17 protein-coding genes are annotated in these 12,495 nt (G+C 60.5%); 6 read left to right on the forward strand and 11 right to left on the reverse strand.

Features of this window, described 5'->3' with window-relative positions:
* From hisC to RI563_RS06790, 11 genes are all read right to left on the reverse strand, one after another.
* A partial coding sequence (hisC, locus tag RI563_RS06740; RefSeq protein ID WP_310693603.1) for a histidinol-phosphate transaminase occupies nucleotides 1-1,068 on the reverse strand: 1,068 nt, incomplete at its 3' end.
* Nucleotides 1,069-1,077: 9 nt separating this feature from the next.
* Nucleotides 1,078-2,376, reverse strand: a complete 1,299-nt coding sequence (hisD, locus tag RI563_RS06745; RefSeq protein ID WP_310693604.1) for a histidinol dehydrogenase — start codon at nucleotides 2,374-2,376, stop codon at nucleotides 1,078-1,080.
* Complete coding sequence (gene hisG, locus RI563_RS06750) at nucleotides 2,377-3,006, reverse strand: ATP phosphoribosyltransferase (protein ID WP_310693605.1); 630 nt, start codon at nucleotides 3,004-3,006, stop codon at nucleotides 2,377-2,379.
* Nucleotides 2,999-4,273: a UDP-N-acetylglucosamine 1-carboxyvinyltransferase gene (gene murA, locus RI563_RS06755; RefSeq protein ID WP_310693606.1), complete on the reverse strand. Its 1,275-nt coding sequence runs from the start codon at nucleotides 4,271-4,273 to the stop codon at nucleotides 2,999-3,001. Before murA ends, hisG begins: the two co-directional genes overlap by 8 nt.
* A 50-nt stretch (nucleotides 4,274-4,323) precedes the next feature.
* Nucleotides 4,324-4,581, reverse strand: a complete 258-nt coding sequence (locus RI563_RS06760; protein ID WP_310693607.1) for a BolA family protein — start codon at nucleotides 4,579-4,581, stop codon at nucleotides 4,324-4,326.
* 333 nt (nucleotides 4,582-4,914) lie between these two features.
* Nucleotides 4,915-5,217, reverse strand: a complete 303-nt coding sequence (locus RI563_RS06765; RefSeq protein ID WP_310693608.1) for an STAS domain-containing protein — start codon at nucleotides 5,215-5,217, stop codon at nucleotides 4,915-4,917.
* Complete coding sequence (locus RI563_RS06770) at nucleotides 5,214-5,885, reverse strand: ABC transporter substrate-binding protein (RefSeq protein ID WP_310693609.1); 672 nt, start codon at nucleotides 5,883-5,885, stop codon at nucleotides 5,214-5,216. Before RI563_RS06770 ends, RI563_RS06765 begins: the two co-directional genes overlap by 4 nt.
* Nucleotides 5,886-6,362 (reverse strand): outer membrane lipid asymmetry maintenance protein MlaD, encoded by a 477-nt coding sequence (gene mlaD, locus RI563_RS06775; protein WP_310693610.1) that lies wholly within the window; start codon nucleotides 6,360-6,362, stop codon nucleotides 5,886-5,888. It lies immediately after the preceding gene.
* Nucleotides 6,363-6,364: 2 nt separating this feature from the next.
* Nucleotides 6,365-7,144: a lipid asymmetry maintenance ABC transporter permease subunit MlaE gene (mlaE, locus tag RI563_RS06780; RefSeq protein WP_310693611.1), complete on the reverse strand. Its 780-nt coding sequence runs from the start codon at nucleotides 7,142-7,144 to the stop codon at nucleotides 6,365-6,367.
* Nucleotides 7,144-7,962 (reverse strand): ABC transporter ATP-binding protein, encoded by an 819-nt coding sequence (locus tag RI563_RS06785; RefSeq protein ID WP_310693612.1) that lies wholly within the window; start codon nucleotides 7,960-7,962, stop codon nucleotides 7,144-7,146. Before RI563_RS06785 ends, mlaE begins: the two co-directional genes overlap by 1 nt.
* 114 nt (nucleotides 7,963-8,076) lie before the next feature.
* Nucleotides 8,077-8,736 carry a hypothetical protein gene (locus RI563_RS06790; protein ID WP_310693613.1) on the reverse strand — a complete coding sequence of 220 codons (660 nt, stop codon included), beginning with the start codon at nucleotides 8,734-8,736 and terminating at the stop codon, nucleotides 8,077-8,079.
* Nucleotides 8,737-8,827: 91 nt separating this feature from the next.
* On the opposite strand from RI563_RS06790, the gene RI563_RS06795 reads away from it, so the two are divergent.
* The 6 genes from RI563_RS06795 to lptC all read left to right on the forward strand — a co-directional run bounded on the left by RI563_RS06795 (nucleotide 8,828) and on the right by lptC (nucleotide 12,429).
* Nucleotides 8,828-9,013 carry a hypothetical protein gene (locus RI563_RS06795; protein ID WP_310693614.1) on the forward strand — a complete coding sequence of 62 codons (186 nt, stop codon included), beginning with the start codon at nucleotides 8,828-8,830 and terminating at the stop codon, nucleotides 9,011-9,013.
* 81 nt (nucleotides 9,014-9,094) lie between these two features.
* Entirely contained in the window at nucleotides 9,095-9,898 is an 804-nt protein-coding gene (locus RI563_RS06800) for a VacJ family lipoprotein (protein ID WP_310693615.1), read from the forward strand.
* Between the two features lie 205 nt (nucleotides 9,899-10,103).
* Nucleotides 10,104-11,069: a calcium/sodium antiporter gene (locus RI563_RS06805; RefSeq protein ID WP_317622861.1), complete on the forward strand. Its 966-nt coding sequence runs from the start codon at nucleotides 10,104-10,106 to the stop codon at nucleotides 11,067-11,069.
* 17 nt (nucleotides 11,070-11,086) lie between these two features.
* The gene (locus RI563_RS06810; protein WP_310693617.1) at nucleotides 11,087-11,299 is read left to right on the forward strand and encodes a heavy-metal-associated domain-containing protein; all 213 of its coding nucleotides are present in this window, start codon (nucleotides 11,087-11,089) and stop codon (nucleotides 11,297-11,299) included.
* Nucleotides 11,300-11,336: 37 nt separating this feature from the next.
* Nucleotides 11,337-11,864, forward strand: a complete 528-nt coding sequence (gene kdsC / locus RI563_RS06815) for a 3-deoxy-manno-octulosonate-8-phosphatase KdsC (RefSeq protein WP_310693618.1) — start codon at nucleotides 11,337-11,339, stop codon at nucleotides 11,862-11,864.
* Complete coding sequence (gene lptC, locus RI563_RS06820; RefSeq protein WP_310693619.1) at nucleotides 11,857-12,429, forward strand: LPS export ABC transporter periplasmic protein LptC; 573 nt, start codon at nucleotides 11,857-11,859, stop codon at nucleotides 12,427-12,429. The genes kdsC and lptC overlap by 8 nt, the downstream gene beginning before the upstream one ends.
* Nucleotides 12,430-12,495: the final 66 nt, after the last annotated feature.

Raw genomic sequence — 12,495 nt, forward strand, 5'->3', positions numbered from 1 at the left:
TTTCTTAAGGGCGGCAAGAAACGCCGCATTCTCTTCCGGCGTGCCGACGGTCACCCGCAAACAATCCTTGAGCAGCCCGCCGGTCTTGTCCAGGTTTTTGATCAACACGCCCTCACCTTTCAGAGCCTCGAAGATATCGGTCGCCTTGCCCGGCTGGGTGCGAAACAGAATGAAATTCGCCTTGCTGGGATAGACGCTGAGCCCGTCTATTTTGTTTAACTCGGCAAACAAGCTTTCCCGATCGGTACAGATCTGATCGGTCTGCGCATTCAGCACATCGCGGTTCTGCAGGGCGAACTCGGCGCTGGCCTGGGTGAGGCTGCTGATGTTGTACGGCAAACGGACTTTATCGAATTCGTTCAGCCAGGCCGGGTTGCCGGCCAGCAGTCCCAGCCGCAAACCGGCCAGCCCCATCTTGGAGACGGTGCGCATCACCAGCATGTTGTCGTAATGAGTCACCTCATTCATGAACGAGTCACCGGCAAAAGCGTGGTACGCCTCGTCGATGATCACCAGCCCCGGGGCGGCGTCGATGATCTTTTTCACATCGTTCTTGTCGAACAGGTTGCCGGTCGGGTTATTGGGATAGGCCAGGAACACCACCGCCGGCTGATACTGCTCGATGGCGTGCAGGATCTCTTTGGTGTCGAGCGAAAAGTCGTCCTGCAGCGGCACGCCGATGTACTGCATATCGGTAAAGGTGGCGATCATGTGGTACATGACAAAACCCGGCTCCACCGACAGCACCGTGCGCTGTTCGTCGGCCAGGGTCATGAGGATCATCTGGATGATCTCGTCCGAGCCATTGCCCAGCAGAATCTCCGCACCTTCGGGCACGGCCATCGCCTCGCGCAGGTGTTGTTTCAAACTGGCGGCGGCGGGATCGGGATAGCGGTTGAGTTCCACCTGGCGCACGACATCCAGCCATTGATCCAGCAGCGGCTCGGGCCAGCGATAGGGGTTTTCCATCGCATCGAGTTTGATCAGGCCTTTGGCCGGCGGCACGTGATAGGCCTGCAGGCCGCGAACCTCGGGACGGATCCATTTGTCGATGCGCGAGCCGGTCATGCTTTTTGATTAATCCTTGATGCGGTATTCGGCGGAACGGGCGTGGGCGGTGAGGCTTTCGCCGCGCGCCAGGACCGAGGCGGTCTTGCCCAGTTGCGAGGCGCCGTCGGCCGAACACATGATGAGGCTGGAGCGCTTTTGAAAATCGTACACGCCCAGCGGCGAGCTGAAACGCGCGGTACGCGAGGTGGGCAACACGTGATTGGGGCCGGCGCAGTAGTCGCCGATCGCCTCGGCGGTATAGCGGCCCATGAAGATAGCACCGGCGTGGCGGATCTGTTTGGCGGTCGCTTCCGGGTTGTCGATGGACAGTTCCAGATGTTCCGGCGCGATGTGGTTGGCCACCGCGATCGCCTCGTCCATGTCTTTCACTTCGATCAGCGCGCCGCGATCGGACAGGGAGGTTTCGATGATGGCCTTGCGTTCCATCTCCTGCACCAGGCGATCGATGCTTTGCTTCACCTTGTCGAGAAACGCCGCGTCGGGGGAGACCAGGATCGCCTGGGCGTCCTCGTCGTGTTCCGCCTGGGAGAAAAGATCCATGGCGATCCAGTCGGGATCGGTTTTGCCGTCGCAGACTACTAGAATCTCGGAAGGTCCGGCGATCATGTCGATGCCGACCCGGCCGAACACCATCGACTTGGCGGTGGCCACATAGATATTGCCGGGGCCGACGATCTTGTCTACCGGCGGCACGGTCTCGGTGCCGTAGGTCAGCGCGGCCACGGCCTGCGCACCGCCCAGGGTGAAGACACGGCTCACCCCGGCAATGCGCGCGGCGGCCAGCACCATCTCGTTGACCTCGCCGTCGGGCGTGGGCACGACCATGATAATTTCTTTGACCCCGGCCACGTGCGCGGGGATGGCGTTCATCAGCACCGACGAGGGATAGGTGGCCTTGCCGCCGGGCACATACAGCCCGACCTTATCCAATGGCGTTACCTGCTGGCCGAGTAATGTGCCGTCGGCCTCGGTATAGGACCAGGATTCCATCTTCTGGTGCGCGTGATAGGTGCGCAGCCGCTCGGCAGCGGTCTCCAGTGCCTCACGGGTTTCGGTGGGTATGTTGTTCAGCGCCGCCTCGAGGCGATCCATGTCCAGGGTGAGCTCGGCCATACTGGCGACGGACATGCGATCGAACTGGTTGGTGTATTCGACCAGCGCGGCGTCGCCGCGGGTGCGCACATCCCTGAGGATGTTTTTGACCGTGGTGTTCACCGTCTCGTCGGAAACCCCTTCCCAGTCGAGCAGGTGGTCCAGCTCGGACCAGAAACGGGTGTCACTACTGTTAAGTCGTTTGATATCCATTTAGCTCACCGCCTCGCCGATGCGATCGATCAGGGCCTTGACCCGGGCGTGTTTCATTTTCATCGACGCCTTGTTGACGATCAACCGCGAGCTGATCTCGGCCATGTGCTCCAGCGGTGCCAGGCCATTGGCCTTGAGGGTGTTGCCGGTGTCGACCAGGTCGACGATAAAGTCGGACAGCCCGACGATGGGGCCCAGCTCCATGGAGCCGTAGAGCTTGATGATCTCCACCTGCTTGCCCTGCTCGGCGAAATAGCGCCGCGCCACGTTGACGTACTTGGTGCAGATGCGCAGGCGTCCCTCGGGGACGGTCGCGCCTTCGGGCCCGGCGATCATCATCTTGCACTGGGCAATTTTCAGATCCAGCGGTTCATATAACCCTTCGCCGCCGTGCTCCATCAGCACATCCTTGCCGGCCACGCCGATGTCGGCCGCGCCGTACTGCACGTAGGTCGGCACGTCGGTGGCACGGATGATCACCAGCTTGATGTCATCATGGTTGGTGTCCAGGATCAGCTTGCGGCTGGTTTCGGGATCGTCCAGCGGCTCGATGCCGGCATGCTTGAGCAGCGGCAGTGTCTCTTTATAGATGCGGCCCTTGGACAGGGCGATAGTCAGTTGTTCACTCATAATAATGTAATGCCGGCACCCGTCGAATCTGTGCCCCCAGTTGCTGCAGTTTTTCCTCGATACATTCGTAACCGCGATCGATGTGATAGATACGATCCACCGTGGTCGTCCCTTTGGCCACCAGTCCGGCGATAACCAGGCTCGCCGAGGCGCGCAAATCGGTGGCCATCACCGGTGCGCCGGTCAGATGCTTGACCCCGGTGGAAAACGCGGTGTTGCCTTTTAACTGGATATCCGCCCCCATGCGCTGCAGTTCCTGCACGTGCATGAAGCGGTTTTCAAAGACTGTTTCGGTAATCGTACCCGAACCTTTGGCGATCGAATTCATGACTGAAAACTGCGCCTGCATGTCGGTCGGGAACGCCGGGTACGGCGCGGTCTGCAGATCCACCGCTCTGGGCCGCTTGCCGTGCATATCGATCGTGATAGAAGTGCTGTCGATATCCAGGTGGGCGCCCGCCTCTTCCAGCTTGGCCAGCACCGCGTCCAGCAGGCTGGCATCGGTATTCTTGAGCTTGACCTTGCCGCCGGTGATCGCCGCCGCCACCAGGTAGGTGCCGGTCTCGATGCGATCGGGCAGCACGTTGTAATCGGTGCCGTGCAGGCGTTCCACACCATGGATCACGATCTTGTCCGTGCCGGCACCTTCGATATCGGCGCCCATGCTGTTCAGGCAGTTGGCCAGATCCAGCACTTCGGGTTCACGCGCGGCGTTTTCGATCACCGTGGTGCCTTTGGCCAGCGTTGCGGCCATCATCAGGTTTTCGGTGCCGGTCACGGTGACCATGTCCATCACCAGCTTGGCGCCCTTGAGCCGTTTGGCGCGCGCCTTGATGTAACCGTTTTCGACCGTGACCTCGGCACCCATCTGTTGCAGGCCGTGGATATGCAGGTTGACCGGGCGCGAGCCGATGGCACAACCGCCCGGCAGCGACACTTCCGCCTCGCCGAAGCGGGCAACCAGCGGACCCAGCACCAGGATCGAGGCGCGCATGGTCTTGACCAGGTCGTAGGGTGCCACGTATTCCCTGATTGTGGAGCTGTCGACCTCGACGCCCATATTGTCCGTCATGGTGATCTGCACGCCCATGCGCCCGAGCAGCTCCATGGTCGTGGTGATGTCATGCAGGTGCGGAATATTGCCGATATTGACCGGCTCGTCGGCCAGCAGCGTCGAGGCAATAATCGGCAGCGCCGCGTTCTTGGCGCCGGAAATACGAATCTCACCCTGCAGGTTGGCACCGCCGGTGATTAAAAGCTTGTCCATCGGGTCAGTCTTGTCCTAAAAAGCACCGCTCACGCGGCGGGCAGCATCACTCAGGATGAGATCTGCAGTTCGCGAGCCTTCTCCCACTCGTCGGGGGTATAGGCCTTGATGGTCAACGCGTGCAGCTCGCCAGACGTGATCTTGTCAGTCACCGTGGCGTAGACCAGTTGCTGTTTTTTCACCGGGCTCAGGCCTTCGAAATCGGGGCTGACCACGACGGCGTCAAAATGGCTGCCGTCGCCGTTGACGGTGGCTTCGCAACCGGGGAGACCGGTTTCAATCAATTGTTTAACCTCGTCGGGGCTCATGGTTCCAACTCGCATCGGGCTGTGTATGAGCTCGCTATTGTATCCGCTCAGCCGCTGGCCGCACAGGGCAAAACCGGACCGGATTGGAAATTTGGCAGGAAAACCACAGACTTGCCCCAAGAATAGGAGCCAGGGGCTAGGATCTAGGATCTAGTCGTAGACCAGGTTGCGCGCAGCACTACCTGGTGAACGTGCCGGGGTCAGGGAGGGTCACGTAGGCTATCGCCAACGTGACCTACGCGACTGAAATCTCCGCAAAAGTGGGAGCGGGCCTCGACCGCGACAGCCTCGATTCGACATTCGACAGTCGCGCCCGTGGGGCGCTCCCACTCCTCAGGACAAGGGCAGGAGATCTTCGAGGCCGCTGATCCGGGCGATATCGCGCAGCTGATCCGGCAGGTTGCGAAAGGTCAGTTTGCGATCCTGCTGGCGGGCGAACTGCATCCACTCCACCAGCAGGGCCAGGCCGGCACTGTCGCTGCGGGTGACCGCCTGCAGATCGAAACAGACTTCGCCCTGACTGCGGCCCAGGATCGGCTCGACCTGTTGCAACAGGCCCGGCACGGTCTGCATGTTGAGTTCGCCGCTGATGAGGTAGCTGTTGTCATCCTGGGGCTTGATGGCGGTATCGCTCATTGCGGGGTTTCTCCTGTGCGGTTGTGTTGCTCCAGGCGCGCGATCAGTGCGTCCAGCCCGCGGGCCTTGATCTCGCTGGCGAAGCTGGTGCGGTAATTGGCCACCAGGCTGATGCCATCGACGCTGATGTCATACACCCGCCAGCGGTCGTCATGCCACCACAGGGTATAGTACAGGGCGATGGGCGGCTTGCCCGGCCGGATTATCCGGCTGCGCACCGTCACCTCGCCGCTGGCCGGGTCCTCTCGCAACGGCAAATATTCAATGCTCTGCCCCCGGTATTCCAGCAGGGCGACGGCGTAGGTCCGCACCAGCAATTGCCGAAAGGCGGGGACGAAACGCCGCTTTTGCTCCAGGCTGGCGCGCGGCCAGTGCTTGCCCAGCACCCAGGCCGACATGCGGACAAAATCGAAATGGGGCAGGACGATCTCGCCAACCAGCTCGTAAATCAGCGCCGGCTGCTGTTCGAGCTGCGCGCCGTGTTCGTCGAGCGCCGCCAGCATGCGTTCGGTGGTGTTGATCACCAGTTGCTGCGGATCCGCCAGCGCCTGGGCATTCTGCCCGGCCGTCTCCTGGGCGGTGGCCAGAGGCGCCCCGCCCAGGGTGACGGCCATCAGCCATAACAGGCCTGACAGCCAATTGCGCCAGCCCCGGCTGCAGATGTTCACTTACTTGTCTCCGCTGTCATCCATAAACCGGCTGATGAACTGGCCGATCAGTTTTTCCAGCACCAGCGAATCCTGGGTCAGCTTGATCTCGTCACCCTGGGCCAGCACTTTCATGGCGCCGCCCGGCTCCAGCCCGACGTATTTTTCCCCCAGCAGGCCGGCGGTATAGATACTGGCCGAGGTATCTTTGGGCAGGGTTTCACTATACTGCTCCTCGATACGCAGGGTAACGACGGCCTGGAAGGTTTGTTCATCGAAAGCGATTGCCTTGACCCGGCCGATGGTTACCCCGGCCATGGTTACCGGCGAGCGGACCTTGAGGCCGCTGATATCCTCGAAACGGGCACTGATCTCGTAACCCGCGTCGTTACTGTAGGTGCTGAGATTACTGACCTGCATGGCCAGCATGAACAGCGCCGCCAGTCCCGCGGCAACAAAAATTCCGACCCAGATTTCGACCAGACGCGAATTGTTCATCGTTATTCTCCAAACATGAGCGCTGTTAGTACAAAGTCCAGCCCCAGCACCGCGAGCGAGGCATGCACGACCGTACGGGTGGTGGCACGACTGATCCCCTCGGATGTCGGGGTGGCGTCATAGCCTTCGAACACCGCGATCCAGGTGACCACCACGCCGAAGACCAGGCTTTTGATCACACCATTATAAATATCGTCATAGACATCGACGTTGGCCTGCATCTGCGACCAGTAGGCACCCTGGTCCACCCCGAGCAGGCCGACGCCGACGAAATAGCCGCCCAGCACGCCGACCGCGCTGAAGATCGCCGCCAGCAACGGCATGGATAAAAAACCGGCCAGAAAGCGCGGCGCCAGCACCCGGCGAATGGGATCGACCGCCATCATTTCCATGGCCGAGAGCTGCTCGGTGGTTTTCATCAGGCCGATTTCGGCGGTCAATGCCGAGCCGGCGCGTCCGGCAAACAACAGGGCGGTCACCACCGGCCCCAGCTCTCGCACCAGACTCAACGACACGATCACGCCGAGTGACTCCTCGGCGCCGAAGTCGACCAGCGTGTTGTAACCCTGCAGGCCCAGCACCATGCCAACAAAGGCACCCGAGACCAGAATGATCAGCAGCGACAGCACGCCGACCGAATAGATCTGCTGGATCACCAGGGTAAATTTGGGCACCAGCGTCGGCAGGCCTTCGATAATGCGCAGCAACAGCAGATGAGCGCGCCCCAGCCGCTGGAAAAAGCCCAGCGCGTTGTGTCCCAGTTGTTGCAGCATCGAGAGCATCAGTCGCGCGCCCCGTTCTGGTTGACCAGATCCTCGGCATAACTGTCGGCCGGATAATGAAACGGTACCGGTCCGTCCGGCAGCCCCTGCATGAACTGCTGGGCCCATTCGGAGTCGGAGTTGCGCAGATCCTCGCGCGAACCGCGCGCCACCACCTTGCCCCCGGAGAGCAGGTAAATGTCATCGGCAATCTCGGCGGTCTCGGCGATATCGTGCGAGACGATCACGCTGGTCAGCCCCAGCGAGTCGTTGAGGTCTTTGATCAGCCGCACCAGCACGCCCATGGAGATCGGATCCTGGCCGGTGAACGGTTCGTCATACATGATCATCATGGGGTCCAGGGCAATGGCGCGTGCCAGTGCCACGCGCCGCGCCATGCCGCCGGACAGTTCCGCCGGCATCAGCTCCCGCGCGCCGCGCAGGCCGACCGCTTCGAGCTTCATCAGCACCAGGGTGCGAACCAGACGCTCGGGCAGCCGGGTATGTTCGCGCAGGGGAAAGGCGACGTTGTCGTATACGTTCATGTCAGTAAGCAACGCGCCGTTTTGAAACAGCATGCCCATGCGCTTGCGTAATTCATACAGGGCACCGCGCCCGAGCCGGTTAACGTTCTCCCCGTCGACCATGATGGTGCCGGCGTCAGGTTGCAGTTGCCGGCCAATCAGGCGCAACAGGGTCGTCTTGCCCGTACCGCTGGGCCCCATGATGGCCGTGATGCTGCCGCGACGGATATCGATATCGATATCATCGAAAATGACATTGCGGCCCCGACGAAAGGAGAGGTTACGGATCTCGACCAGGTTTTCAGCTACAGCCATACGTGCGCAATTCCTTGATTGTCGGTACCGGGGTTGGCGGTGCCGGCATTGTGACCCACGGCCCGGGTAATGACAATGTTTGCCGGGTTGCCGTGCTATTCATTAACACCGGGCTCACAGCAACTCCTCGATCTGTTTTGCCTGGCGCAGGGTTTCCACGTCGGGCGGTTGCCCGTCGAGCACCAGCGCCACATCCCGCGTCGGACGGCTGACAGCCAGAGCGGCTTCCATATACTCGCGCAACTGCCGCGCCGAACATTCGCCGCCCAGCCGGATCACCGCCAGGGGGCCGAGTGCCAACCCGTCGGCATCACTGTGGGGATTCCAGCTCCAGCCAATACTCCGTGCCCGCAAGGCATCGCGCCAGGCCTCGCCCAGCAAGCTGGAGGGATCGATGCATAACGGGTAACCGTTCAGTCGGGGCGCGATCTGCGCCAGCCACGCTTCGGGATCGCTGTGCGCCGCCGGATCGACCTGTAACAACACCCCACCCTGACGGGGCAGCTGCTGCAGCAGGCCGACGGCCGACTCCAGCCCGGCATCATTCGGGACATTAACCAGCACCCACAGGTCCTCGCGGCAATCGTCCATCTCGGCGGGCAGTTCCGTCTCCAGCGCCTGTTCGCGTTCGGTGATCACCGCCAGGGGGAACTCGTTACTGTAATAGCCCAGACGCCACTCCGACGGCAGATCGGCCGGGTAGTAGCTGTCCTGCCAGCCCTCATGCTGCCAGCCGCAACTGCCGATCAGCAGGCGATGTGTCTGTTCCGTCATCTCGACTCCCCGCGCTGTTCATATAACTAAAGCTGACAAACATACCCATTCACGGTCATAATTGAAACGGTACTGATGACGGAACCCGGCCATGGCGGATGTAATTCCCTTCAAAAAGCCCAAAGCCAGCGACAAACATCGTGGCAAAACCCTGTGCAAAAGCGGTTTTCACAAATGGGAAGTGGTCAAGGGGAACCCGTTTGACGTCAAGCAGGGTAAAATGGTCACCCGTTATCGTTGCCGCCGCTGCGGTGCCACGCGCACCGAGGCCAAGTAAAAACCAGAGCAAACTACCGAGGTCACAGAGGTTCACAGAGAAAGGGACTTATCCCCTCCTGCCGAAACTCCGCTTTAAAATATGATAAAAAATAACAACCTGGCCGGTTCCCTCCTGCATGTCGTATTACTTGCCGCTACCCTGCTGATTTCCGGCTGCGCGAGTACCAATGGCCCTGCCGATGACGGGCAAAGCGATCCGCTCGAGCCCTATAACCGCGCGATGTACAAATTCAATGATACGGTCGACCGGGCGGTCTTGCGACCGGTCGCACAGGCTTACAAGGATACGGTTCCACAACCGGCGCAAACCGGCGTATCGAACTTTTTCAGCAACCTGGATGATGTCTGGGTCATGGTCAACAATCTGCTGCAACTGAAGTTCGAGGCGGCCGCATCGGATTTCTCGCGTGTGGTCTGGAACTCCACCGTGGGCCTGTTTGGTCTGATCGATGTCGCCACACCCATGGGCCTGCCCAAACACAATGAAGACTTCGGCCAGACCCTTGGGCACTGGGGCGTCGGCGAAGGCGCGTATATTGTGCTGCCCTTCCTCGGCCCCAGCACCCTGCGTGACACCGGCGGGCTCATCGCCGACTGGGAATATGAGCCGTTGCAAGAGATTGATGACGAGGAAGCTTACTGGAGCGCCGTCGTGCTGCGTGCCATCGATACCCGAGCCGGCCTGCTCAGTGCCAGCCGCATGCTGGAAGAATCCGGCGCTGATCCCTACACCTTCATGCGCGACGCCTATCTGCAACGCCGCCGCAGCCTGGTCCACGACGGCAACCCGCCGCGAACCGAACGGCCGCAGTTCGAGCGCAGCGACGAAGATCGGGCGCTGGAACGCGAACTGGAAATGGAACTCGAACGCGAGCTGCAGTAAAACCCATTCAACGCAGAGGCGCGGAAATATAATTTTGAATGTTGAATGTTGAATGGTGAATTTTGAATTACTAACAGACAGTTCATTCAAAATTCACCATTAAAAATTCAACATTACACAGCCCCTCGCACGCCGGTGACAAGCTGGTATCATACGCCCCCGAACGATCTGGCCCATAATCGGACCCTCTCTTATGCCGACCGACATGCTGCTTTCTGTTATTGCCGTGATTCTCGGTTTTGCTATTGTGATCAAGGGCGCCGACTGGTTCGTGCAGGGGGCCGGTGCCACGGCGCGTAACCTGGGGGTCTCGCCGCTGGTTATCGGCCTGACTATCGTTGGGCTGGGGACGTCGGCGCCGGAGATGTTGATCTCCGCCATCGCCACCCTGGAAGGCAACAGCGGCCTGGCGGTGGGCAACGCGCTGGGCTCGAATATTACCAACATTGCGCTGGTACTGGGGATCACCGCCCTCGTGGTGCCGCTGGTGGTGCGTTCCGAGACCCTGCGGCGTGAGTATCCGGTCATGTTTTTGATCATGCTGGTCAGCCTGATGCTGGTGGCCGATGGCGAACTGGGGCCGCTGGACGGGCTGATCCTGCTGACTGGCATGGTATTGATGCTGTGGTGGATGGTGCTGCTGGGCAAGCGCAAGGATCACGATCCGCTGGAGGCCGAATACGCCAGTGAAATCCCGACCATGACCACGCCCCGGGCGCTGCTGTGGCTGGTGATCGGCCTGGTACTGTTGCTCGCCAGCTCGCGGGCACTGGTCTGGGGGGCGGTGAATATCGCCCACTTTTTCGGCGTCAGCGATCTGATCATTGGCCTGACGATTGTCGCCATCGGTACCAGCCTGCCGGAACTGGCGGCGTCGCTGATGGGGGCGCTGCGCAAGGAACCGGACATTGCCATCGGCAATGTGATCGGGTCCAATATGTTCAATCTGCTGGTCGTACTGGGTATTCCGGGCCTGCTTGGGCCGGTGGCACTGGAGCCCGAGGTCCTGAGCCGGGATTTCCCGGTAATGATCGGCCTGAGTATCGCCCTGTTTGTGATGGCTTACGGCTTTCGGGGCGACGGCAAAATCAACCGGTTTGAAGGCGGGCTGTTATTACTGGCCTATGTGGCCTATCTCACACTACTCTATTTCAATATCCAGCAAGCTTGATACAGGGGCGAACGCCGATGAGTGACACATTGCAAATTACGGCACAGAACATCAAATGCGGGGGCTGCGTCGCCGCCATTGAAAACGGCCTCAAGGCCCTGCCCGGGATCGATCAGGTGGAAGTGACCATCGACAACGGTCTGGTGCGTATCGAAGGCGAGAATCTGTCGGAGCAGGCGATTCGCGACAAACTGGCCGAACTGGGTTATCCCGCCGCCGACCCGTCCTGACTGCCTGGCTGTTCAACCCGACTCTGGAACTGCTGTTATGAAGGATATTCTTGCCCGTGCTGCCCAGATCAAACTGGTGGTCTTCGATGTCGATGGCGTGCTGACGGACGGCACCCTGTTTGTCGGTGACGACGGGCAGGAATACAAGGCGTTTCATTCGCGGGACGGCTTTGGTATCAAACTGCTCAGGCAAAGCGGTGTGCAGATCGGGGTGATTACGGCACGCAACTCCCAGGTCGTCCTGCACCGGATGGAAAACCTCGGTATCGAGCACGTTTATCAGAACCGACTGGAAAAATTGCCCGCTTTCGAAGAACTGGTTGCCAAACTGGAGCTGCAGCCGGAACAGGCCGCCTACGTGGGTGATGACGTGGTGGATCTGCCGGTCATGCGCCGCGCCGGGCTGGCCATCGCGGTGCAGGACGCCCACCCGCTGGCCAAGCAACATGCCCACTGGCAGACCCCGCACGGCGGCGGCCGGGGCGCGGCTCGCGATGTGTGTGAACTGATCATGGAAGCGCAGGAAACGCTGGATGAACAGCTGAGCAAATACCTGCATGAATAAGCTGCAGATCGTCAGCGTCATTTTGCTGGTCATTCTGATCGGCGCTTTCAGCAACTGGCTGCTGACCGATCTGGATACCCAGCCCCGTATCATTCCTCGCGAAGTCCGCCACGATCCCGATTATTTTCTGCAAAACTTCCGAGCCACCAGCATGGGGGAGGATGGCAAGCCGCAGCATCGGCTGGTCGGCGATTATCTGGAACATTTTCCCGACGATGATACGGTGGTCATCCGGCAGCTGCGGCTGAATCTGTTTCGCGAAGCCCTGCCACCCTGGACCGCCCGCGCCAACCAGGGAATTGTGTATGAGCGGGGGGAACGTCTCGAACTGAGCGGCGAGGTGGAACTGCACCGCCCGGCCACTGAACATAGCGAGGCACTGCGTCTGCAAACCGAAACGCTGACGGTTTATCCACAGCGGGAATACGCCGAGACCGACGCGGCTGTTACAATATCCAGCGATCGCAGCGAAACCCGGGCGATCGGCATGCGTCTGGATGTGGCCCAGGGCCTGCTTGAACTGTTATCCCAAACCCGAGGGAGCTATGTTATTACACCGCGCTAAACCGCTGCTGCTAATGGCCTTGCTGGGCCTGGCCCCCGCCGGTGCCTGGGCATTGAGCAGCGATCG

The sequence above is a fragment of the Thiohalophilus sp. genome, from assembly GCF_031581315.1.
Lineage (GTDB): Bacteria > Pseudomonadota > Gammaproteobacteria > UBA6429 > Thiohalophilaceae > Thiohalophilus.